At 68.4% G+C, this 21,543-nt stretch carries 21 protein-coding genes and 1 tRNA gene; 18 read left to right on the forward strand and 4 right to left on the reverse strand.

Annotated elements, in window-relative coordinates; all coding sequences use genetic code 11:
• Position 1: 1 nt before the first annotated feature.
• From CWC60_RS06850 to CWC60_RS06920, 15 genes are all read left to right on the forward strand, one after another.
• Entirely contained in the window at positions 2–361 is a 360-nt protein-coding gene (locus tag CWC60_RS06850; protein WP_109793239.1) for a phage tail protein, read from the forward strand.
• The gene (locus tag CWC60_RS06855; RefSeq protein ID WP_164516415.1) at positions 358–1,074 is read left to right on the forward strand and encodes a phage minor tail protein L; all 717 of its coding nucleotides are present in this window, start codon (positions 358–360) and stop codon (positions 1,072–1,074) included. The genes CWC60_RS06850 and CWC60_RS06855 overlap by 4 nt, the downstream gene beginning before the upstream one ends.
• Positions 1,074–1,796, forward strand: a complete 723-nt coding sequence (locus CWC60_RS06860; RefSeq protein WP_109793241.1) for a C40 family peptidase — start codon at positions 1,074–1,076, stop codon at positions 1,794–1,796. The genes CWC60_RS06855 and CWC60_RS06860 overlap by 1 nt, the downstream gene beginning before the upstream one ends.
• The gene (gene gpJ, locus CWC60_RS06865) at positions 1,789–5,940 is read left to right on the forward strand and encodes a TipJ family phage tail tip protein (RefSeq protein WP_109793242.1); all 4,152 of its coding nucleotides are present in this window, start codon (positions 1,789–1,791) and stop codon (positions 5,938–5,940) included. The genes CWC60_RS06860 and gpJ overlap by 8 nt, the downstream gene beginning before the upstream one ends.
• Positions 5,941–5,961: 21 nt before the next feature.
• The gene (locus CWC60_RS06870) at positions 5,962–7,056 is read left to right on the forward strand and encodes a hypothetical protein (protein WP_109793243.1); all 1,095 of its coding nucleotides are present in this window, start codon (positions 5,962–5,964) and stop codon (positions 7,054–7,056) included.
• Positions 7,056–7,586 (forward strand): hypothetical protein, encoded by a 531-nt coding sequence (locus tag CWC60_RS06875; RefSeq protein WP_109793244.1) that lies wholly within the window; start codon positions 7,056–7,058, stop codon positions 7,584–7,586. Before CWC60_RS06870 ends, CWC60_RS06875 begins: the two co-directional genes overlap by 1 nt.
• A gap of 13 nt (positions 7,587–7,599) precedes the next feature.
• Positions 7,600–7,902: a hypothetical protein gene (locus CWC60_RS06880; protein WP_109796357.1), complete on the forward strand. Its 303-nt coding sequence runs from the start codon at positions 7,600–7,602 to the stop codon at positions 7,900–7,902.
• On the forward strand, positions 7,902–9,098 hold the full coding sequence (locus CWC60_RS06885; RefSeq protein WP_109793246.1) for a hypothetical protein: 1,197 nt from the start codon (positions 7,902–7,904) through the stop codon (positions 9,096–9,098). The genes CWC60_RS06880 and CWC60_RS06885 overlap by 1 nt, the downstream gene beginning before the upstream one ends.
• Entirely contained in the window at positions 9,095–9,466 is a 372-nt protein-coding gene (locus CWC60_RS06890) for a hypothetical protein (RefSeq protein WP_109793247.1), read from the forward strand. The genes CWC60_RS06885 and CWC60_RS06890 overlap by 4 nt, the downstream gene beginning before the upstream one ends.
• A gap of 194 nt (positions 9,467–9,660) precedes the next feature.
• Positions 9,661–10,194, forward strand: a complete 534-nt coding sequence (locus CWC60_RS06895) for a hypothetical protein (RefSeq protein WP_109793248.1) — start codon at positions 9,661–9,663, stop codon at positions 10,192–10,194.
• Complete coding sequence (locus CWC60_RS06900) at positions 10,194–10,754, forward strand: hypothetical protein (RefSeq protein WP_109793249.1); 561 nt, start codon at positions 10,194–10,196, stop codon at positions 10,752–10,754. Before CWC60_RS06895 ends, CWC60_RS06900 begins: the two co-directional genes overlap by 1 nt.
• Before the next feature lie 11 nt (positions 10,755–10,765).
• Positions 10,766–10,984 carry a hypothetical protein gene (locus CWC60_RS06905; protein ID WP_109793250.1) on the forward strand — a complete coding sequence of 73 codons (219 nt, stop codon included), beginning with the start codon at positions 10,766–10,768 and terminating at the stop codon, positions 10,982–10,984.
• An 85-nt stretch (positions 10,985–11,069) separates the two neighbouring features.
• The gene (locus CWC60_RS06910; protein WP_109793251.1) at positions 11,070–11,753 is read left to right on the forward strand and encodes a hypothetical protein; all 684 of its coding nucleotides are present in this window, start codon (positions 11,070–11,072) and stop codon (positions 11,751–11,753) included.
• On the forward strand, positions 11,753–12,007 hold the full coding sequence (locus CWC60_RS06915) for a hypothetical protein (protein ID WP_125182739.1): 255 nt from the start codon (positions 11,753–11,755) through the stop codon (positions 12,005–12,007). Before CWC60_RS06910 ends, CWC60_RS06915 begins: the two co-directional genes overlap by 1 nt.
• Positions 12,008–12,280: 273 nt before the next feature.
• A complete protein-coding gene (locus tag CWC60_RS06920; RefSeq protein ID WP_109793253.1) occupies positions 12,281–14,002 on the forward strand; it encodes a putative bifunctional diguanylate cyclase/phosphodiesterase in 1,722 nt (573 codons plus the stop codon).
• A 415-nt stretch (positions 14,003–14,417) separates the two neighbouring features.
• Here the strand turns inward: CWC60_RS06920 and CWC60_RS06925 are convergent.
• Both CWC60_RS06925 and CWC60_RS06930 read right to left on the reverse strand, forming a co-directional pair.
• Positions 14,418–14,492, reverse strand: a tRNA-Gly gene (locus CWC60_RS06925).
• 93 nt (positions 14,493–14,585) lie between these two features.
• Positions 14,586–14,990, reverse strand: coding sequence for a response regulator (locus CWC60_RS06930; RefSeq protein WP_109793254.1), 405 nt, complete (start codon positions 14,988–14,990; stop codon positions 14,586–14,588).
• A 171-nt stretch (positions 14,991–15,161) separates the two neighbouring features.
• Here CWC60_RS06930 and CWC60_RS06935 point away from each other — a divergent pair, with 171 nt between their 5' ends.
• The gene (locus CWC60_RS06935) at positions 15,162–16,055 is read left to right on the forward strand and encodes an N-formylglutamate amidohydrolase (RefSeq protein WP_109793255.1); all 894 of its coding nucleotides are present in this window, start codon (positions 15,162–15,164) and stop codon (positions 16,053–16,055) included.
• Between the two features lie 12 nt (positions 16,056–16,067).
• On the opposite strand, the gene CWC60_RS06940 is transcribed toward CWC60_RS06935, so the two are convergent.
• Positions 16,068–16,637, reverse strand: a complete 570-nt coding sequence (locus CWC60_RS06940; RefSeq protein WP_109793256.1) for a nucleotidyltransferase family protein — start codon at positions 16,635–16,637, stop codon at positions 16,068–16,070.
• Between the two features lie 343 nt (positions 16,638–16,980).
• On the opposite strand from CWC60_RS06940, the gene CWC60_RS23525 reads away from it, so the two are divergent.
• Positions 16,981–17,673 carry a transglycosylase SLT domain-containing protein gene (locus tag CWC60_RS23525; protein ID WP_164516416.1) on the forward strand — a complete coding sequence of 231 codons (693 nt, stop codon included), beginning with the start codon at positions 16,981–16,983 and terminating at the stop codon, positions 17,671–17,673.
• A gap of 16 nt (positions 17,674–17,689) precedes the next feature.
• Here the strand turns inward: CWC60_RS23525 and secA are convergent, their stop codons facing one another.
• On the reverse strand, positions 17,690–20,413 hold the full coding sequence (secA, locus tag CWC60_RS06950) for a preprotein translocase subunit SecA (RefSeq protein ID WP_109793257.1): 2,724 nt from the start codon (positions 20,411–20,413) through the stop codon (positions 17,690–17,692).
• Between the two features lie 207 nt (positions 20,414–20,620).
• On the opposite strand from secA, the gene CWC60_RS06955 reads away from it, so the two are divergent.
• A complete protein-coding gene (locus tag CWC60_RS06955; RefSeq protein WP_109793258.1) occupies positions 20,621–21,535 on the forward strand; it encodes a peptidylprolyl isomerase in 915 nt (304 codons plus the stop codon).
• The last annotated feature ends 8 nt before the right edge of the window (positions 21,536–21,543 follow it).

A 21,543-nucleotide genomic window follows, 5' to 3' on the forward strand; every position in this document is an offset into this window, starting at 1 on the left:
GATGAGCATTGCGGATCTCGACGCCCTCGGCCTGCCGCTGCCCGGCCTCGCCTCCGAGGTTTCGGAGGAGGCGGCCGTGGTGCCCGCGCCCTTCGGCGACGGCTACGACCAGGATGTCTCGGAAGGCGTCAACAATCTCCGCCTCGCCTGGCGGCTGGTCTGGCCGAAGCTGACCACCGCCGACCGCGACGCGCTGGTCGGGTTTCTCCGCGCCCGCCGGGGCGTCGAGCCGTTCCTCTGGACCCAGCCCGGCGACGCCGCCCCGCTCAAATGGACCTGCCGCTCGTGGAACCCGGGCAAGCGCCTGCGCAACGGCCGCTACGACGTCACCGCCAGCTTCGAGCAGGACTTTACGCTGTGAGCATCGACGCCGAGAAACAGTCGCTGGCCCCGTCCGGCGTGGTGACGCTGTGGGAGCTGGACGCGACCGCCATCGGCGGCTCGCTGTTCCGCTTCACGGCGCAGTCGGAATCGGACGCGTCGCTGGTCTTCGGCGGCGTGACCTACGTCCCCGTGCCCTGCCGCGCCAGCGGCTTCGGGCGCACCGCCCGGGGGCAGCAACGCCGCCCTCGCATCGAGCTGCAGGACGCGGCCAAACTGATCCTGGCCGAGGTCCGCGCGCTGGACGGATTGCGCGGGGCGAAGCTCACCCGCATCCGCACCTTCCGCGATCACCTGGACGACGGCGACGATCCGGACCCGACGGCGGTCTGGCCGCCCGAGGTCTATCTGATCAACCGCCGCGTCTCGGGCGACGCCCGCACCTCGCTCACCTTCGAGCTGGCCAACAGCCTGGACCAGGCCGGGGTGATGATCCCGGCGGGCACGGCGATGAAGGGCTTCTGCAACTTCATCTACCGCCGCTACGACGCCGGCTCGGAAGCCTTCGTCGTCGACGCTCACGACCCGTGCCCGTTCACCGGGGCGGCGATGTTCGACGCGGAAGGCGAGGCGGTGACCGACCCGGCCGACGATGTCTGCGGCAAGCGGCTCACCGACTGCAAGCTGCGCTTCGGCCAGACCGCGGCGCTGCCCTATCGCGGCTTCCCCGGCCTGCGGAGGTTCGATATCTGATGTTCGCCCCTGACGTCATGGCCGAGATCCGCGCCGACGCGGTGGCGCGCTGGCCCGAGGAAGCCTGCGGCGTCTTAGCCGGCGGCCGCTACCGGCCCTGCCGCAACATCGCCGACGATCCGCGGCGCGGCTTCCGCATCGCCCAGGCCGAGATCTCGGCGGCGCGGCAGGCCGGCCCGATCGAGGCGATCGCCCACAGCCACCCGGACGGCTGGGCCTGCCCCTCGGCGCTGGACATGGCGCGCCAGAAGCAGTGGGACGTCCCCTTCATCATCACCGTCGCGCACGAGAGCGGGGCCGAGCCGCCGCTGGTCTTCGGCCGCCAGGTCCCGAAAGCGCCGCTCACCGGCCGGGGCTTCGTCCACGGCGTCCGGGACTGCAAGGCCCTGATCGACGACTGGTTCCGGGCGCATCGCGGCGTCGAGCTGCTGGACCTGCCGCGCGACTGGGAGTGGTGGCGGACGGGTGGTGACCTCTACCGCGAGCACTTCGCCGCCGCCGGTTTTCGCGACATCGCCGAGGGCGAGCTCCGGCCCGGCGACTGCGTGCTCTTCGCCATCCGCTCGGCCGTGCCCAATCATGCCGCCGTCTTCCTGGACGGCGAGCGCATCGTCCATCACCCCGCCGGCCGCGCGCCGGTCGACCCGGCCATGCTGAGCCGGATCGATCCCTATACGCGCTGGCGCGGTCACGCCGTCCGCTGGGCGAGGTATCATGCTTGACGATGACGAGCGCGAGTCCGCCCCCCGCCGCTCCCCCTCCCGACCGCCCATGAGCCTATCCTCGGGGAGGCCGGGAGGGGGTGCGGGCCGGTCCAGTGGCGCCCGCGCAGGATCCCCGATCCCGCATATCGTCGACCGGCGCTCGCTGGCGCCCCCGCCGGCCGCCATCACCATCGTCCTGCACGGCAGTCTCGGGGCCCGCTTCGGCGGGCCCTTTTCTTTGCAGGCCCCGTCGCCGATCGAGGCGCTGAAGGGTCTGGGCCACCAGCTCCCCGGCTTCTGGGCGGCGCTGACGAAGGGCGTCTGGCGGCTGGCCTGGGACCGGAACGCCCCGGACCGGGCCATCGGCGCGCCGGCGCTGGCGCTGCGCCGCCGGGGCCGGCGGACCCTGCACGTCCAGCCGGCGGCGGAAGGCGCGGGACGCGGTGGGACGGGCAAGCTGATCCTCGGCTCGCTGATCGCGGCGGCGGCCATCGGCGCGGCCTTCTTCACCGGCGGCGCGTCCCTTGCCGCGGCCGGGTCTCTCAGCGAGGCGACCATCGGCGCCACGATCGCCGAAGGCTTCGGCGCGACCATTGCCGGCACCGGCATCAGCCTGGGCCAGGTCGCCTTTTTCGGCGCCATGACCGCGCTGGGCGGTATCAGCCAGATGATGTCGGCGACGCCGACGGCCGATCTCGGCCGGCTCGCCGACCGCCAGGAGAGCTTCCTGTTCGACCAGCCGGTCAACGTCTCGGCGGAAGGCGCGGTGATCCCGCTGGTCTATGGCCGCCCCGGCCGCACCGGCTCCGTCGTCGCCTCGTCCGGCATCGCCGTCGAGCGCATCGACCTGCTGGCGAAGCAGTCGGCCGCCGACCAGACGGGCGGCGATCCGCCGGACCCGGCGGAGCTGTTCGAGAGCAATGCCACCTTCGATCCGCCGGCTTCCGGCGCAGGCGGGGCGGGCGGCAAGGGCGGCCAGACCGTCGTCGCCGAGGAGGACCCGAACACCGTCCAGGCCCGCGAGACCGCGCGCATCGTGGACGTGATCGGCGACGGCGAGAACGGCGGCCTGGTCGACGGGCTGAAGTCCTATTTCCTGGACGGCACGCCGGTGATGGGGGCCGACGGCTCGCTCAATTTCTCCGGCATCACCGTCGCCGAGCGCGTCGGCCTGCCCGACCAGGAGGCGATCCCGGGCTTCCCCGAGATCGAGACGGAGGTCGGCGTCGGCGTCGAGGTGACCGAATCCACGCCGGTGGTGCGCACCATCAACGATCCGGACGCCGACGCCGCCCGGGTCAAGGTGCGCCTGCCGGCGCTGACCGAACAGGACACCAGGACCGCCGATCTGCACGGGGCCGAGGTGGAGATCGCCATCGACCGCAAGGATCCGGGCGGCGACTTCGTCGAGGTGGTGCGCGCGACGATCGCCGAGAAGACCACCTCCGACTACACCGAGGCCTATCGCGTCGAGCTGCCCGGCGCCGGCCCCTGGGAAATCCGCATGCGTCGGATCACGCCCGACGCCGAGACGGTGGCGCTGAACAACCGGACCTTCTTCTCCAGCTATACCCGCATCATCGACCTGAAGCTCAGCTATGCCGGCCGCCACGTCATCGCGACCACGGTCAACGCCGAGCAGTTCGGCGGCCGCGTGCCGACGCGGAGCTGGGACGTATGGGGCCGGATCGTCAAGGTGCCGTCGAACTACGATCCCTTCGCGCGCACCTATGACGGCGTCTGGGACGGGACCTTCGTTCGCAACTGGACCAACAACCCGGCCTGGGTGTTCTACGACCTGCTGACCGACGGCCGCGTCGGCCTCGGCCGCTTCGTCGACGCCGAGCGGATCTCGAAATTCGACCTCTACGCTATCGCGCAGCGCTGCGACGGCATGGTCGACGACGGCTTCGGCGGTACCGAGCCGCGCTGGACCTTCGACGGCACGATCAAGACCCGCCGGGCGGCGATCGCCTGGTTGATGACCGTGGCGTCGGCCTGGCACGGCCTGGTCTACTGGGGCCCGGGCGTGGTTTCGGCGACGATGGACGCCCCGGGCGACCCGGTACAGATCGTCGCCCCGGCCAACACCATCGACGGCCGCATCGAGGCCGAGGAGGCGCCGCTCTCGGCGCAGCATTCGACGGTGCTGGTGCGCTTCCGCGACCCGGACCAGGACTTCGCCCCCGATATCGCCGTGGTCGAGGACCGCGCCCGGCTGGCGCGCTTCGGCTACCGGCCGATGGAGCTCGACGCCTTCTGGATCCGGAGCCGCGGCCAGGCCACGCGCAAGGGCCGGACGGTGATCGAGGACGAGGCCGCCGACACGACCTACACCTACGCCGCCGCGCTGGACCATCTGGCCGCCCTGCCGGGCATGAAGGTGCGCCTGCGCGAGGCCGCCGAGGTCGGGGTCGAGGCCGGCGGGCGGGTGAAGTCGGCCACCGTCTCGGAAGTCGTGCTCGACCGCGAGGTGACGCTCTCGGACGGCACCGCCTACACGCTCTCGGTCATCCTGGCCGACGGCAGCCTGGCCGAGCGCGCGGTCGCCACCGCGGCGTCGACCACGGACACGCTGGCGCTTGGCGACGATCTGCCCTCGGCGCCGCTGGTCAATGCCGTCTGGGCGCTGGTCGGCGAGAACGACGTCCAGGGCCAGATCGTCGCGATCGAGGAGGAGGCGGTGAACCGCTACCGCGTCTCCGCGGTCAAGCACGATCCCGACCGCTACGCCCGCATCGAGGGCGGGCTGAAGTTCGACCCGCCGACATCGGCCTCGATTCCGTCCGGCCCGCTGCCGAAGATCTCCGGCTTCTCGGCCGAGGAGTATCTCTACCTCTCCGGCTCGGCGGTGCTGCCCGCGGCGGTGCTGAGCTTCGAGCCCTCGCAGGACGCCCGGGTCCGGCTCTACGAGGGGCTGCTGAAGCGTCCGGGCGAGCCGTCCTTCGCGCGCCTCGGCGAGACCTCCTCGCCGTCCTTCCCGCTGCGCGACGTCCAGGCTGGCATCCATCACCTCCGCGTCCGGCCGATCGCCCGCGACGGCTCGCGCGGGGCCTTCGCCGATTTCCAGGTCAACCTGCTGGGCGCGGCCTCGCCGCCGGCGGACGTAACCGGCTTTCGAGCGACGCGGGTGGGCGCCAGCACGCGGCTGACCTGGACGGCGGTCGCCGACCTCGACCTGAAGGGCTACCGCATCCGCCACACCGCCAAGGTGGCGGCCGCGAAATGGTCGGACGGCCTCGACATCGCCGGCCTCATCCCGGCCTCGGCCACCGAGTTCCTGGCGCCCTCGCTGAAGGGCACGTACATGATCCGGGCCGTCGACCTGTCGGGCTCGCCGAGCCGCAATCCGGCGCTGATCGTCACCGACCGGGCGCCGGAGACGCTGAACGCCGTCGCCACCATCGACGAGTTCCCGGAACTGGCGGGCGCGATGACCGACGTCGAGGAGGTCTCCGGCGGTCTGCAGCTCGGCACCGACGAGGCCGGCGATGTCGAGGCCAGCGGGACCTACGAGTTCGACGGCACGCTCGACCTCGGCGAGGTCTACACCAGCCGGATCACGGCCGTGCTCGAGGCGACGGGCGTCGACCTCGGCCTCAACATGGACGAGTGGGCCACGCTCGCCGCGGTCGCCTTCCTGGCCGGCGACCCGGGCCAGGACCTGGCCGACTGGCTGGCGCTCAGCCAGGTCGAGACCATGGCCGGCGTGGTGCCCGAGGACCGGTTCTCCGCGACGCTGCAGATGCGCACCACCGAAGACGACCCGGCCGTCGCGCCCGCCTGGTCGGCCTGGACCGACCTCGCCATCGGCGACGTCACCGCGCGCGCCTTCCAGTGGCGCATCGTCTTCACCTCGGCGGCGCCCCGTATCGCGCCCCGGGTCACGGCGGCGTCGGTCACCGTCGACATGCCCGACCGCGTGGTCTCCGGAGGCGATATCGCCGCCGACGCCGCGGGCGAGGCGGTGCTCTTCAGCCCGGCCTTCAAGGCGACGCCGGTGATCCAGGTGACGGGCCAGGACATGGCGACCGGCGACTATTTCGAGGTCACGGCGAAGAGCCGGACCGGCTTCACCGTGCGCTTCTTCGACGACGCCGACACCGGCATCGCGCGCACCTTCGACTATCTGGCCGCCGGCTATGGCGAGGTCGCGGTCTGACCCCCGGAATGGAGCATCTGCATGGCCCTCTTTGATTCGATAGACCCGGAGACAACGAGCGGGAGCGCGCTGGCGTCGCTTCTCGGCGACCGCGCCGCCGCGCTGCTCAGCCAGCACAAGGGCGCCGCCCGGCCGGCCTATGTCGTTGCCGGCATGACCTGGATCTCGGACGCCGCCGATCCGCTCTGGACGGTCTATCTCTATGACGGCGCCGACGACATTCCGCTCTTCGAGATCGACAAGACGGCCAACACGGCGCTGCCGGCCCGGGCCGGCTGGCGCGTCGGCGCGACCGCGCCGGACCCGACGCACGCCTATATGCGCTGGCTGGATACGGCCAACAATCTGCTCAAGGTCCGCAACGCCGCCAACAATGGCTGGGTGACGATCGCCAGCTTCGACGGCACGACGTGGATCCCGTATCGCAGTGGCACGGCGCTGGGCACGGCCGCGGTCCTGGGCGTCGCCGCTGGCGGCAGCGGCGATCTGCTGAGAGCCGACGGCAGCGCGGCAAGCCTGACCGGCCTGCTCGCGCAGACGATCGCGAGCCAGGCCGAGGCCGAGGCGGGGACAGAGAACACCAAGCGCATGACGGCGCTCCGCGTCGCCCAGGCCGTAGCGGCGCTGGGCGGCGGCGGCCTGGCGCGGGGCGGCGGGCTGGACCTCTCGTCCGGGACGGGTGGGGTGATCACCGACCTCGGCGGCGTGACCGATCCGGACATCATCCTGCTCGCGTTGTACAAAGCGACAGTCAATGCGGGTGACAACCTGCTTTGGCGGATCGGTGATGCCGACGGTGTCGAGAGCAGCGGATATCAAAGCGTCTCGGGGCACAGCTCCACGGCCGGCGCCTATGCCCAGGACGCCAGCGGGTTTGTGCTGGATCAGGCTGGGTCGGGGCCCGCGTGGAGCGGGTGGATGATGCTGCTCCGGATGAGCGGCAACAAGTGGGTCGCAGGCCATTCCATGATGTCGGGAGCCAATGGCTGGTTGCTCTCTGGTGGTGGGCACAAGGAACTCTCCGGCGTCCTCGACCGGGTCGAGCTGCTGGCGTCCGCCGGCGCCAGTTTCAACAACGCCGGCGCCGAAGGCCAGCTTTTCGCGGGGAAATTCTGATGAGACTGATCGCCATTACAGGGACCGACGCGGAAGGGCGTGTCACCAAATATGTCGCCTTCGACGACGACGCCCGCGCCGAGATCGAGGTGGTCGAGCGTACGGCCGGCGAGGCGCTCACAGCCGAGCAGGCGGTGATGCGGTTCCAGGCGGATCACCCCGATGCCGAGATCGTCGAGGACACTCTGGGTGGTGACCCGGCGCAATGGCGCAAGGTCGATGGCGACTGGGTCATCGACCCGCGCCCGGCGCCACGCCAGACCGTGCTGGCCTACAGCGCCTTCGAGGACCGCTTCACCGCGGCCGAGCAGGATGCGCTGGCCGACTTCGTCTACGCCACCGATCCGGCGACCGGCAGGCCGCTCAGAAAGCAGCTGCTGAAGGCCTATAACCGCGCCGTCGCCAGCAACCGCGTCGATCTCGACGCGCCCGAGACCGCGGCCTTCATGGACGCCCTCGTCTCCGGCGACGTGCTTGGCGCCGACACCGACCCCGAAACCAATCCGCGGAAGGCGGAGATACTCGCCTAACTAGGAGGCCAATGTGAGCAGAAACCAGGAACCCGTGCCGGTCGAGTCGACCGCGAACAACAATGGCTGGACCGAGCTGACCAACGGGGATGCAACCTCGGCCAAGTTCCAGGTCTGGAAGGGCCTCTTCGTCATTCGCTACACCGTCAATGACTCGCCGCCCGCCGCGGACGCCGGGGGCTGGATCTACGGCGTCCGCGAAGGCGAGGGCTATAGCCCGCTGAGCAGTCAGACGCCCCTATCCGGCGCCAAGCGCATCTGGGCCCGGCCGTGGGAAGGCTGGGACGCGGGGACGATCACGGTGAGCCACGACTGATGGGCCACCCGTTCGGCATTCGCTCGCCGTTCGGCATGCGATCGCCCTTTGGCGCGCGCGACGACGGCCTGGCTTTCCTGTTCGCAGGCGGCGAGGAAGGCGCCTGGTACGACCCGAGCGACCTGTCCACACTGTTTCAGGACTCAGTCGGCACAACCCCGGTCACGGCGGACGGCGATCCTGTCGGCCTGATGCTCGACAAGTCGAAGGCACTGGCGCTCGGTGCGGAGCTGGTGACGAACGGTGATTTCGACACGGACACGACCGGCTGGGCTGGATCCAGCGGCGGATCGATCAGTGCGGTGGCAGGTAATCTGGTGCTGGAAGTTCCGGCAGGTGACAACTTTGCTGAAGCCCGCTACGTCGCAACTGTTGAATCCGGGAAATTCTACAAGATCACTGTCGATCTGATCGAGGTTAACGTCTCCGGCACTTCGGGCGCTCGAATATCTGCTGCAGACAGCACAAATCTTGGCGACACATGGGGTGTAACGGCGAGCAATCTATCGCCCGGAACCCACCAGCTTATCGTACAGGCCGACAACACGGGCCTTGCGCTAAGGCTGTTCGCTGACAACGGCAGCGGGGTCAGCGACGAGACCGTGCTGTGGGACAATGTGTCGATCAGGGAAATCGCCGGCAACCACGCGACGCAATCCACCTCCGCTGCGCGCCCGGTGTACAAGACCAGCGGCGGGCTGCACTGGTTGCAGTTCGATGGCGTCGATGATTTTCTAAACATCGGAAGTGCGCTGGATCTGTCGCCCGCGGCCGGCAGCCAGGTCTGGACGCAGGCGTTCGGTGCAGATAGCAATAGCGACACAACCTATGTCTACGTTAGTCAGCGGGGCGCTAATACACCGTTCATCACGGCTGCTAACGATGGGTCTACGAACACAACTATAGTGTCCAATGACCTGACACTGAACAATACTTACGTCGACGGGAACCTAGAGACGCCTGCGAATCAAGGCGATCTACACACTCTGCTGGAGGGCCGGCACCTCGGGCGGATGGAGGCGTCTGTTCCGAGCACATCGACATTCGACGCCCCCCAAATCGGACAATACACGACCGCTTCCTTCGATTTCAGCGGGTTCATCTATTCCTACGTGCTCGTGAACAAGGCCCTCACCGCATCTGAGATGTCCCGCCTCGACGCCTATCAGGCTCGCAAATCAGGGGTGACGCTATGAGCAGCCATCCCTATTCGGTCTCCCTCGCCGTCCCTGCCGCAGCCCAGGATGATGCCAACGCGCTGGCCGTGGCGCTGGGCTGGGATGTCTGGCCCGGGCGGACGTTCAGCGTGCCGCTGTCTGCGGACGGTGCCGCGCCGGCCTCCCACTACGGCTGTCACACTTGGGCGACGCAGGGTTTCCTCGACACTCTGAGCGCGGCGCAGGGCGGCGCCCTGCCACCCGTGGACTGGTCGGAGTACGAACTGACCGAGGTGCGGGTCGGCGAGGTCGTCGCCGCGCTGCTGGACCATGTGCAGACCGGCGATGTCGGCTTCGACACGTTCCTCGCCGACAGTGGCCTTCAGCGGGTGGTGGTCGAGGAATGATCCCCCGCCCTGGCCGGCGGGGGTTGCGGTCAGGGAAGGTTTGATCGACGGGTCCACCCGCCCCCGGAAATTTCCAATGTCTGACTGGAGGTTCGGCCGATGACCGGAGTCCCGCCTTCTATACTGCGCGGCCTTGCCGACTCTGCTCCGCGCGTCGCCTTCCGCCATGGGTGGCCGATTGAGGGGGTGCGGTAATGCCGCCCGCCCGCCCGCGCCCGATCGAGGAACGGGTCGCGACGCTGGAGGAGGCCGGCCGCTCCATGGCCGCGGCGCTCGACCGCGTCGCCGCCGGCCTCGAAGTCCATGTCCGCGACTGCGGCCGCGGCCACGTCGAGATGGCGGAACGGCTCGCCCGCGGGGACGCCACCATGCGCGAGAACGGCCGGCTGGCGCAGGAGGCCCTGAAAGGCGTCGAAACGGCGAACCGCGGCATCGCCGAGCTGACCGATTTCGTCAAGAAGGACAGGGCGGCGTCGACGGCCGTGGAGCAGCGGGCGATCGAGGCGCGGGTCCGGGCCGAGGTCGAGGCCGAGGCCGCGCGGGAACTGGCCGAACAGCGCCGCCAGCTCGGCAACGCCCGGCTGCGCAACTGGGTCCTCACCGCCAGCCTGGCCGCCGCCGTGGCGCTCTCGACCTGGCTGCTGAAGCGCGAGGTCGCCCAGATCGACGCGGCGCTGATCCTGCTCCGCGACCTTGTCAACGAGAAGAAGCTGGAGGAACTGCGCTGATGGATACATCCGCCTGGGCCCGCGAGGTCCGCGACCACGTCATCTGGCCGACGCTGGACTGGCTGGGCCCGCCCTTCGACGACCTGGCCGCGGTACAGCTGATCTGCATGACGGACGCGCACGAGAGCTGGTTCGTTCATCTCCGCCAGGTCGCCCGCTTCGACGCCGGGCGACCTGTCTTCGGGCCCGCCCGGGGGCTGGGCCAGATGGAGCCGCCGACCCTGGCCGACAATCTGAACTGGGCGCGGCGCGCCGGCGGCGTCTCGCGGACCCTGTGGGAGAAGCTGCAGCTCTGGACCGGCGGACACATGCCGGCCGATCGGCTGATGGGTGACATGGTCTTTGCCACGATCGCGGCGCGGATCCACTACTGGCGCCGGCCGGAGGCGCTGCCCGCCGCCGGCGACGTCGACGGCCTGGCCGGCTACGCCAAGAAGTACTGGAACACGCATCTCGGCGCGGCCACCGAGGCCGACTACGCCGACGCCTTCCGGACCCTGTTTCCCCCCACCGCCTGGCGGCCGGACCGGATCTTCCGGACGGACCTGGCGGCAACCTGAAAGGAATAGCGATGAAGATCAGAGCGCGATTCACGATCGATGAGAAGATCGAGAAGCGAGACGGCTGGGAGATCAAGGCGTCTCCCGTGGTCGGCAACAGCGAGGAGAACGAACGCTTCTTCCGGTTCACCCCCTATGGCGCCCTCAGCCTCGGTCTCGTGAACCCGGAGACTGCGGCTCAACTCGCGGTCGGCCAGACTTACAACGTGGACTTCACGCCGGCCGACTGACCGCCTCCCCGCAACCGAGACGTCGATCAACGGCCCGCCCACCGGCGGGCCGTTGCCGTTCGGGCCATCACGAAAGGAGACGCCCATGGACTTCGATACCATCCTGACCTGGCTGGCGCTCGCGCTGGCGGCGCTGTTCGCGCTTCGCGGCGTGGCCCTCGAGGTCGTCAAGCGCACGGCGACGCCGGTCGACGACCGGATCGTCGGCAAAGTCTACAAGTGGCTGGAGTTCGTCGCCGGCGTGCTGCCGGCCCGCTTCAAGGCCACGATCGCCATGCGGCCGGGCGATCCGAAACCGCCGAAGGACGGCCCGACGCTGCAGGCCTCGCCGCTGGCGGTCCTGGTCGCGCTGGCCCTCGGCCTCGCCCTGCTCGCCGGCTGCACCGTGGTGGGCGAGGGGCTGCGCTCGAAGGCGGAAACGCCGCCGCAGCTCAACCTGGAGCTGCTGGCGCGCTACGACGCCATCCAGACCGGGGTGCTCGGCCTGCTGCGGACCGAGACCGTGCCGATCGAGGTCCGCCGCGAGATCCGCACGGCCGAACAGACCGCCCGCGCCGCCGTGCTGGCCCATGACCGGGCGATCGCCGGCGGGGCAGGGGACCGCGAAAGCCTGGCCCGGGCAGCCGTCTCGGCGATCGAGCGCCTGCTCGACATCGTCCGGGCCCGCACCGGCCGCGACCTGGCGCTCCGCATCGCCGATCCGCCCGGACGGGGCCTTGCCGTCCTCGCACACCGCCGCGTCCCGGCCGCCGAGGGAGGGCTCATCTGATGGAAGCGAAGCATCTGGCGATCGTCGCCCGCCTGGCCGCGGAAGCGGTCGCGCTGGCGGTCACGGTCAACGACGCGACCGCGCGCTGGCGCGCCGCCAACCGCCTGGTCGAGCGGCTGCGGGCCGAGAACCGGCCGCCGACCGAGGCGGAGCTGCAGGTCTTCCGCGACCGCATCGCCGAGCGCGGGGCCGCGATCGACGCCCTGGATCTGGGCGGCGAGGGCGACGGCCAAGGATCCGGACCCGAGGGCTGACGGCCTCCCGGTCGGACCCTCGAAACTAAGGGGCGGGGCTTCGGTCCCGCCCTTTTTTTGTGTCCAGAGCCAGGCTGCACCCGTTCCACCGGTCGATGCCGGAACGTGACGCTTGAAACAACCGCTGAGCGTATTGGCTCTGCGCTTAGCGCAACCCTGACAAGGTATGCACGCACTACTCAGATAGGAAACGAGGGCCATTTCTCTGTTGCTGCAGGTGAACCATAGGTCGCTCGGGGGCGTAGTCTCGGCGGCCCCAAAAAAGTGGCGGTGATGACCCTTGTGACGACGGCCACGTTCATCGATACGAAGACTGCACCGGTCACCCAGGCGATCCGCCTGTTCCGCCGCCACTGGGTCGCGATACCCCTGATCCTGCTGGCCTTCGCCGGAGCCTGGCTACTGGTGTACGCGGACGGCGGCACGAAGTACGCCCATCTGCACGCCATCTATTTTCCGATCCTGCTGGCGGCCTTCCGCTATGACGAGATAGGCGGCTTCACCGCAGGGCTTGTCGGCATGATCCTCATGGGCCCGCTGATGCCCCTCGACGTCGCCGCCGGGGAGCTGCAACCGACCGCGAACTGGTTGTTTCGCGGCCTCTACCTCTGCGCCATCGGCGTGATCATCGGCCTGCTCAACCGCCTCGTGCTGCGCGGCCGGGAGGAGCGGTTCCGGCTGGCGAACTACGACGCGAGCACCGAACTGCCGCTCGCCGCGCCGCTCCGGCGCCATATCCGGGAGGTGCTGGAGGCGAAGGGCGGCTCCACCGGCGGGCATGCCGTCATCCACCTCAGCCTGACAAATGGCGACAACATACATTCGTCCTTCGGCGTCGACGCCTACGAGATGCTGATGCGATCCTGCGCGCAGCGCATCGGCGGATCCATTCCCGAAGGCGGCTTTCTCGCGCGCGGCGGACAGTCGCGGTTCCTCTGCTTCCTGATCAACACGACCGAGGACGCGGCGGTGGCGGTGGGGCGCGACCTGCAGGCGGCGCTGCGCGCGCCCCTGGACATGGGCGGGCTGCCTGCGCTGGTGGACTGCGAGATCGGCATCGCGACCTATCCCGAACATGGAGCCGATCCGGAAGAACTGTTGCGGGCCTCCTTCGCCGCCATCGCGCGCGCCGGCCAGGCTCCGAACCGGACGGTGCACCTGTTCGATTCCGAGCAGGACGGCGCCCAGCGCGACAACCTGCGCCTGCTGTCGGAGCTGCGGGGGGCGATCGACGAGAGGCGGCTGATCTTCCACGCCCAGCCGAAGTTCGGCGCAGACGGTTCGCTGTGGGGCGCCGAACTCCTCGTTCGGTGGCCGCATCCAGCCGGCGGCTTCATCATGCCGGGCCGGTTCATTCCGCTGGCGGAGCAGTCGCGGATGATCTTCGACGTCACCCGTTTGTGCTTCGAGGCCGCCAGGGACCATATGGCGCAGATCCGCGAAATGACGCCCCGGGCGGGGCTCCACTTCTCGGTGAACATCTCGGGCAGCGACCTTTCCGATCCGCGCTTTCCGGAGATGCTGCACGACGCCTTCGGCGACGATCCCGCCGACCTCGCCCTGCTCGAGCTCGAGATCACGGAAACCGCGATCATCGAGGATCTGGAACGGCTGATTCCCGTGCTGGAGCGGGTCCGCGAAACCGGCGTCCGCATCGCCATCGACGATTTCGGCACGGGCTACTCGTCGTTGACCTATCTCAAGAAGATTCCGGCCGACACGCTGAAGATCGACCAGTCATTCGTCCGCGGCGTCCTGGAGTCGGAGCGCGACGCGATTCTCGTGCGCCGCACCATCCAACTCGGCAAGGACCTGGGCATGGACATCGTCGCCGAGGGCGTCGAGACGCAGGAAATCGCCGACTGGCTGGTCGCCAATGGCTGCGACCGCCTGCAGGGATACTTCTTCTCCAAACCGCTGCCGGCGCCGGAATGGCGCGAGCTGGCCGCGGACAGGGTCCGGCGCCTGACGCCGGACTTCACGGCTTCCGAATAGCCGATGGTCGTTCGGGCGCGCGCGGAATTTTCGGCTTCTCGAGTGCCAGGGCGCATCCGTCCCATCGATCGCCTCGCCGAGGGCAGGCGCCGGCGTTGCGGATGGCCGTCAGCATGTCGGGGATCGCCTTCCCGTGGCCGAATCGGCGGAGCAGGGTGTGCAGCCGATAACGGCCGACACGGTCGCAGCGTCCGCACCGGATATCGATCATCCGGTCCTCGACAAGATCCAGCAATGTGCGTGAGCCGCCTGGCATTTCGTCAATCTGGACCGGAACGGACCGGAAATACAGGTGCACGGATTCTGCACGCCTATCCGTGCACGTTCATGCACCGTTCTGCCGATTCGCGCCAATCCCCGCCGATTGGCGGAAGGTCTACACTGGCCCTAACGGCCTGTAATGATTGGAAGAAATTGGAGCGGGCGATGAGATTCGAACTCACGACCCCAACCTTGGCAAGGTTGTGCTCTACCCCTGAGCTACGCCCGCGTGAGAGGCCGTCGAAATAGGATATTTCCGGAAGCCATGCAAGGCTCTTTTTTGCCCTGCAGGGGATGTCCGGGGGGTGACGCCGCGTCGGCCTCAGGCGCCGGGGTCGCCCGGCCCCCGGCCGGTGGTTGCGACGCCCCGTTCGGCCAGCAGCAGCTTCACCTCGGCGACCACGTCCTTCAGGTGAAAGGGCTTCGACAGCACCTTGGCGGCGTGCTTGCCCTGGCGGTGGGACTGCATGGCGACAGCGGCGAAGCCGGTGATGAACATGACCCGGATGCCGGGGTCGGCGCGCTCCGCGCGGCGGGCGAGTTCGATGCCGTCCAGCTCCGGCATGACGATGTCGGCGAGCAGCAGGTCGAACTTGTCGGGGCCCAGGTGCATCAGGGCTTCCATGCCGTCGCGGACCGACACGACGTCGTGCCCGTCGCGCCGCAGCGCCCGCGCCAGATAAGGCCGGAGCGAGTTGTCGTCCTCAGCCAGAAGTATCCGCGCCATGTGACTTCCCCTTGGCGTGACCGCGCTCGGCCGCGTGTTTCCCTCGACCGCAACGATAACGCCGTTCGGTGGTCGAAGGGAACGGTTTGCGAGCCGGCACCCCGCGTCCTATCATCGAATTGGCCATGATTTCGTTAATGCCGCCGCCGCGCATTCCAGCAACGGATTCCGATGCAGATCGACCCCAGCCATAGCCTGATCGACCCGCCGGTCGACGCGCGCCTTCCCGACGTCCAGACGATGCCCGTCGTACTGGCCTCGCCCCATTCGGGATCGACCTATCCGCCGGAGTTCCTGGCCGCCTCGCGGCTGGACCGCCATGCCATCCGGAAATCGGAAGACAGCTTCGTCGACGAGATCTTCATGCCCGCGTCCGACCGCGGCGCGCCGCTACTCAGGGCACTGTTTCCGCGCGCCTATTGCGACGTCAACCGGGAGCCCTACGAACTCGACCCGAAGATGTTCTCCGACGCGTTGCCGGCCCATGCCAACACCAGCTCGCTGCGCGTCGCCGGCGGGCTCGGCACCATCGCCCGTGTGGTTTCCAGCGGCGAGGACATCTACCATTCGAAGCTCAGCTACGCGGAGGCGGAGCGACGGATCCGGCGCTATTACCGGCCCTATCACGACGCGCTGTCGACCATGGTGCAGGACACCTTCGCCAGTTTCGGCGTCTGCATCATCATCGATTGCCATTCCATGCCGTCTCAGGCGCTGCCCACGGAGCGCCGCCGCGCCGGCGAGCGCCCGGACATCGTGCTCGGCGACCGTTTCGGCACCTCCTGCGCCCGGGGCCTGAGCGACCTGGCGCACGAGTTCCTTTCGGCCCGCGGCTATGCGGTCAGCCGCAACGCGCCCTATGCGGGCGGTTTCTGCACCACCCACTACGGCCGGCCCGCCGCCGGTCTGCACGCGCTGCAGATCGAGATCAACCGCGCGATCTACATGGATGAAGCGCGCTACCGGCGATTGCCGCGCATGACGCGCTTGGCCGGAGACCTGGCCGACATGGTTGAAGCCCTGAGCCGGATCGAGGGCTGGAGCATGCGTTCGGCGGCGGAGTAGCCCCTCGGGGCGCTACCAGGGTTCGATCCCGACCTCCGGCCAGAGCGTGGCGATGCGCGCCGCCTTTCGTTCGTAGCTGGCCGCGTTGGGCAAACGGCGATTGGGCCGCAGCCGCAGATTCAGTACATCGGCGCAACCAAAGGGCGCGTGCAGTTCGATTCCGGTTCGGGACAGCCGCGCGGCGAGGGCCTGCGCCGTGGCCGGATAGTAGTCCAGGGACCGGAGCGCCGAAGTCAGCCGGGGATAGCCGGCGCCGAAGCGCGCGCGGTACCAGAGATGGACGCGGGCCTGGTTGCGGAGCTCGATGGGCGGGTCCGTCAGGGGCGCCGCGGCGGCCAGGCGGCGGGCCGCCCGATCCTCCGCTTCCCATGAGAGATCCGACGCGTCGAAATAGATGATGTCCAGATCCTTCAGCCCGTGGCCGGCGGGGCGGCCTGTCAGGGCATTCCAGACGGCGCCGTACAAGGCGCCCGAAACCAGCCACGCGCCGGCCGGCGCGGCTTCGCCGATGAGATTCAGCGTCCGTGTGACGACAGCGTCGCCGGCGAGAAGCCCGACAGTTTCTGCAAGGTCCCGATCCATGGCCTATCCCGTCCTGCCGTGGCTTGCGCAATGCAGCATAGTTGGGGAGCGGCGCATCGGTCGAGGTCAGAAAAAATGGGCCGTTCCCGTGAGGGAACGGCCCAAGTCTAGGGAGGAAACGCCCGAAAATCGGGCTGTGATAGCCACCGATCAAGCGACTATCACGGTCGAAATCCTATCTCGCATCTGCGAGATTGTACAAGGAAAATCGTGCTGCAGCGCGAAAAATACGTCCCGGATTCGAAAGGACGCGGCGTCACGCTGCGCTGCCGCAATGCAGCTCCTCTGGCTGGCCCGGGCCTTGCTTCAGGGTTGGCAGTTCGTCTGTCTCCGGAGTTCCCTCATGCACCTGTTGCGTACCGTCATGACTCTCTTCTGCCTGGCCGCGCCGGCTGCCGCCGCGGCGCTTGGCGATCCAGCGGATGGCGCGCGCGCCGTGATCTGCCGCGATGCGGCGCTGCTGGCCGAGAAACGCCACAACATCCCCGCCGGTCTGCTGGCGGCGATCGCGGTCGTCGAATCGGGGCGGATGCTGCCGGACGGGGCGGAAAAGACTGCCTGGCCGTGGACAATTAATGCCGAGGGGACGGGCCACTGGTTCGAGACCCGCGAAGAGGCCATGGCCAAGGTCGAGCGATTGAAGTCGGAGGGCGTCAGGAGCATCGACATCGGCTGCATGCAGGTGAACCAGAAATATCACCCGGACGCGTTCGGGGATCTGCGGCAGGCCTTCACGCCGATCGTGAACGCGGACTATGCCGCACGGTTCCTCAAGGAGCTGTTCGAGGAGACGCGTTCATGGTCGCGCGCCGTCTCCTTCTATCACAGCCGCACGCCCGAACGCGCCCTGCGCTACCGCAAGCTGGTGATGGACGCCTGGAACACCGAGCGGGTGCACGCCCTTGACGCCGGCCGCGCCGAAGTGCTCGCGCGCACCGGCCGCAACCGGGCCGCCGCAAGCGGATTGCGCATCCGCCGCGGCTCGACGGTCTATTTCCGTTCGGGCGGCAATACGGTGCGCGTCCGCCGATACTGACGGGACGGCGGGCGGCTCAGGCCGCGCCGTGGCAGTGCTTGTACTTCTTGCCCGAACCGCACGGGCAGGGGGCATTGCGGCGGACGCGTCCCCAGCTTGAGGGATCGTCGGGGTTGGCGGCTTCGGCCTTGCGCCGCACCACGGTCTGGGTGTCGCCCTGCTCCGCGGCGGCAGCGTCATCGACGCCGCCGGCTTCCGGGTGGACCGCCACCAGCTCGTCCTGCGAAGGCCCGCGCGGCTGCGGCACGGCCTGTTCCGGCTCGTCCATCCTGAGCTCGAGGTTGGACAGGGCGCCTGTCACGGTCTCGCGCATGCGGTTCAGCATGCCCTCGAACAGCTCGAACGCTTCGGCCTTGTACTCGTTCAGCGGATCACGCTGGGCGTAGGCGCGCAGGCCGACCGCCTGGCGCAGGAAGTCGAGCTGCTGCAGGTGTTCCTTCCAGGTCTGGTCGAGAATCTGCAGCAGCAGGCTCTTCTCGACCATACGCATGATCGCCGGCGTATAGCGCGCGGCCTTCTCCGCCATGTGGCGGTCGACGGCGTTGTTCACCCGATCGACGATTTCCTCGTCGGCGATGCCTTCCTCGCCGGCCCAGTCGCCGATGGGCAGGTCCAGGCCGAAGATGCGCCGGATCTCCTCCTCCAGCCCCTGCGTGTCCCACTGCTCCGGATAGGCGTTGGGCGGGATGTGCCGGGCGACGACGGTGTCCACGGTCTCGCGCCGCATGTCGACGACCGTCTCCGAGACGTCCTCGGCATCCATCAGCTCCAGGCGTTGTTCGTAGATGACCTTGCGCTGGTCGTTCATCACGTCGTCGAACTTCAGCAGGTTCTTGCGGATGTCGTAGTTGCGCGCCTCGACCTTCTGCTGCGCCTTCTCCAACGCCTTGTTGATCCAGGGATGGACGATGGCCTCGCCCTCCTTCAGGCCCAGACGGCGCAGCATGGTGTCCATGCGCTCCGAGCCGAAGATGCGCATCAGGTCGTCTTCCAGACTGAGGAAAAAGCGCGAGGCGCCCGGATCGCCCTGACGGCCGGAGCGGCCGCGGAGCTGATTGTCGATGCGCCGGCTCTCGTGGCGTTCCGTGCCGACCACGAACAGCCCGCCGGCGGCAAGCACCTTCTGGCGGTCCTCCTCGACCTCGCGGCGGATCTTCTCCTCCAGCTCCGCACGCTTGCTTTCGTCCTTCACGTCCTCGAGCTCGTTGGCCAGGCGCATGTCCAGATTGCCGCCCAGCTGGATGTCGGTGCCTCGGCCGGCCATGTTGGTGGCGATTGTGACGGCGCCCGACCGGCCCGCCAGCGCGATGATCTGCGCTTCCTGTTCGTGATGCCGCGCGTTCAGGACGCTGTGCTCGATCTTGCGCTGCTTCAGCAGCTCCGAAAGCGTCTCGGACTTCTCGATGGAGACGGTGCCGACCAGCACCGGCTGGCCGCGCTTCTGACAATCCTCGATCAGGTCGATGATCGCGTTATATTTTTCCTGGGCGCTGCGGTAGACCTCGTCGTCCTGATCGTTGCGGGCGACGGGGACATTGGTCGGGATCTCGACCACGGGCAGCTTGTAGATCTGTTCGAACTCTTCCGCCTCGGTCGATGCCGTGCCGGTCATGCCGGCCAGCTTGTCGTAGCTGCGGAAGTAGTTCTGGAAGGTGATCGAAGCCAGCGTCTGGTTTTCCGGCTGGATCGTGACCTGTTCCTTCGCCTCCAGCGCCTGATGCAGACCCTCCGAGTAGCGGCGGCCTTCCATCATGCGGCCTGTGAACTCGTCGATGATGATCACCCTGTCGTCGCGGACGATGTAGTCGGTGTCGCGGCTGAACAGCTTGTGCGCCCTCAGCGCCTGGTTGACATGGTGAACGACGGTGACGTTCTCCATGTCGTAGAGGCTGGGGCTGTGCAGCATCTCCAGCTCCGCCAGCCGGCTCTCTATGAACTCCTGGCCTTCCTCGGTCAGGGTGGCGGCGCGGGCCTTCTCGTCGACCTCGAAATGCTCGTCGGACAGTTCGAGGATCAGCGGGTCGATGGTCTTGTACAGCGTCGACGAGCCCTCGGCCGGGCCGGAGATGATCAGCGGCGTCCGGGCCTCGTCGACCAGGATCGAATCGACCTCGTCGACGATGGCGAAGTGGTGGCCACGCTGCACCATCTCACCGCGGCTGAACTTCATGTTGTCGCGCAGGTAGTCGAAGCCGAGTTCGTTGTTCGTGGCGTAGGTGACGTCGGCGGCGTAGGCTTGGCGGCGTTCGGCGTCGTTCAGGCCGTTGACGATGCAGCCGACCGTCAGACCCAGGAAGCGGTAGATCTCGCCCATCCATTCGCTGTCGCGCCGGGCGAGGTAGTCGTTGACGGTGACGACATGGACGCCCTTGCCCGTGAGAGCGTTGAGCACCACGGGCAGGGTCGCCACCAGAGTCTTGCCCTCGCCCGTCTTCATCTCGGCGATCCGGCCCTCGTGCAGGGCCATGCCGCCGACGATCTGTACATCGAAGTGGCGCTGCCCCAGGGTGCGTTTGGCCGCCTCGCGGACAATGGCGAAGGTCTCGGGCAGCAGGTCGTCCAGGGCGCGGCCGCCGGCGACCTCCGCCTTCATCTCCTGAATGCGCTGGCGCAGTTCCTCATCGGATTTCGCCTCGACTTCGGGCTCCAGCGCGGAGATCGGCTCCACGCGCTTGAGATAGGTCTTGACGATGCGGTCGTTGGGCGTACCGAAGATTTTCCGGGCGATGGCGCCGAGCATGAAATGTATCCCTGAATGCCGGCCCTCCGGGGGGCGTGAATCGACGTGAAATGCCGAGCGGAGGCCGGGAGAACTGCGTGTGCGTGACATAGGCGGGCCCGGAACGCCTGTCAACGCGACGCCGAGGCCGAGCCCGCGGTTGTGACGCGGCACCTGAAGCTATATGTGTGGCGGCGACCCTATCGTTTCCGGAAACAGGATCCCGACATGCTCAAGTCCCGCGTTCTGGGCGCCGCGACGGCGCTTGCCATCGGTCTGGCGGCGGCGTCGGCCGTGGCGCAGCAGACCCAGCAGGCCGCGCCCGCCATGCCCGCCGAGGAGAACCCGGTGGTGGCCCGCGTCGGCGGCCAGGAACTGCGCTTCGACGAGGTCATGGCGCTGATGCAGGATCTGCCGCAGCAATACCGCCAGGTGCCCATCAACGTGCTCTATCCGATGCTGGTCCGCCGCGCGGTGAACAATCGCCTGCTGCTGGAGGCGGCGAAGGAGACGGATGTCGCCGAGAGCGAGGATCTGAAGGCGGAGGTGGAGGCCTTCCGTCGCTCGCGCATCCTCGAATATTTCCTGCTCGACAGGATCGAGGCGGAAATCGACGAGGCGGCGCTGCAGGCGCGCTACGAGGAGTACGTCAAGACCGCGGATCCCGAACCGGCCGTCCACGCCCGCCACATCCTGCTGAAGACCGAGGACGAAGCCCGTGCGGTCATGAAGGAGCTGGAAGAGGGCGCCGACTTCGCCGAACTGGCGATGCAGAAATCGACCGGGCCCAGCGGTCCGCAAGGCGGCGATCTCGGCTTCTTCCAGAAGGGCCAGATGGTGCCGGAGTTCGAGGCTGCGGCCTTCGCGATGGAACCGGGCGAGGTCTCGGAATCCCCCGTCAAGACCCAGTTCGGCTGGCACGTCATCAAGGTCGAGGATCGCCGCGAGCATCCGACCTTCGAGGAGAAGAAGGAAGAGCTCCGCCAGGAGATGAGCGGCGAGGTCATCCGGGACCTGATCGCCGATTTGCGCGACGACGCCGAGATCGAGGAGTTCCAGATCGACGGCTCGCCGCTGCCCCCGCCGGGCGAGGCCCAGGGCGGCCAGCCGCAGCCCGCCCAGGAAGAGCCCAGGGCCGAATAGGCGCGGAC

Origin of the sequence: Minwuia thermotolerans (genome assembly GCF_002924445.1) — a bacterium.
Lineage (GTDB): Bacteria > Pseudomonadota > Alphaproteobacteria > Minwuiales > Minwuiaceae > Minwuia > Minwuia thermotolerans.

What these genes read in the sequence shown, in the direction of transcription:
- CWC60_RS06850 (WP_109793239.1), top strand. Translation starts at nt 2, where the DNA reads ATGAGCATTGCGGATCTCGACGCCCTCGGCCTGCCGCTGCCCGGCCTC.
- CWC60_RS06860 (WP_109793241.1), top strand. Translation starts at nt 1,074, where the DNA reads ATGTTCGCCCCTGACGTCATGGCCGAGATCCGCGCCGACGCGGTGGCG.
- gpJ (WP_109793242.1), top strand. Translation starts at nt 1,789, where the DNA reads ATGCTTGACGATGACGAGCGCGAGTCCGCCCCCCGCCGCTCCCCCTCC.
- CWC60_RS06870 (WP_109793243.1), top strand. Translation starts at nt 5,962, where the DNA reads ATGGCCCTCTTTGATTCGATAGACCCGGAGACAACGAGCGGGAGCGCG.
- CWC60_RS06875 (WP_109793244.1), top strand. Translation starts at nt 7,056, where the DNA reads ATGAGACTGATCGCCATTACAGGGACCGACGCGGAAGGGCGTGTCACC.
- CWC60_RS06885 (WP_109793246.1), top strand. Translation starts at nt 7,902, where the DNA reads ATGGGCCACCCGTTCGGCATTCGCTCGCCGTTCGGCATGCGATCGCCC.
- CWC60_RS06890 (WP_109793247.1), top strand. Translation starts at nt 9,095, where the DNA reads ATGAGCAGCCATCCCTATTCGGTCTCCCTCGCCGTCCCTGCCGCAGCC.
- CWC60_RS06895 (WP_109793248.1), top strand. Translation starts at nt 9,661, where the DNA reads ATGCCGCCCGCCCGCCCGCGCCCGATCGAGGAACGGGTCGCGACGCTG.
- CWC60_RS06900 (WP_109793249.1), top strand. Translation starts at nt 10,194, where the DNA reads ATGGATACATCCGCCTGGGCCCGCGAGGTCCGCGACCACGTCATCTGG.
- CWC60_RS06905 (WP_109793250.1), top strand. Translation starts at nt 10,766, where the DNA reads ATGAAGATCAGAGCGCGATTCACGATCGATGAGAAGATCGAGAAGCGA.
- CWC60_RS06910 (WP_109793251.1), top strand. Translation starts at nt 11,070, where the DNA reads ATGGACTTCGATACCATCCTGACCTGGCTGGCGCTCGCGCTGGCGGCG.
- CWC60_RS06915 (WP_125182739.1), top strand. Translation starts at nt 11,753, where the DNA reads ATGGAAGCGAAGCATCTGGCGATCGTCGCCCGCCTGGCCGCGGAAGCG.
- CWC60_RS06920 (WP_109793253.1), top strand. Translation starts at nt 12,281, where the DNA reads ATGACCCTTGTGACGACGGCCACGTTCATCGATACGAAGACTGCACCG.
- CWC60_RS06930 (WP_109793254.1), bottom strand. Translation starts at nt 14,990, where the DNA reads ATGGCGCGGATACTTCTGGCTGAGGACGACAACTCGCTCCGGCCTTAT.
- CWC60_RS06935 (WP_109793255.1), top strand. Translation starts at nt 15,162, where the DNA reads ATGCAGATCGACCCCAGCCATAGCCTGATCGACCCGCCGGTCGACGCG.
- CWC60_RS06940 (WP_109793256.1), bottom strand. Translation starts at nt 16,637, where the DNA reads ATGGATCGGGACCTTGCAGAAACTGTCGGGCTTCTCGCCGGCGACGCT.
- CWC60_RS23525 (WP_164516416.1), top strand. Translation starts at nt 16,981, where the DNA reads ATGCACCTGTTGCGTACCGTCATGACTCTCTTCTGCCTGGCCGCGCCG.
- secA (WP_109793257.1), bottom strand. Translation starts at nt 20,413, where the DNA reads ATGCTCGGCGCCATCGCCCGGAAAATCTTCGGTACGCCCAACGACCGC.
- CWC60_RS06955 (WP_109793258.1), top strand. Translation starts at nt 20,621, where the DNA reads ATGCTCAAGTCCCGCGTTCTGGGCGCCGCGACGGCGCTTGCCATCGGT.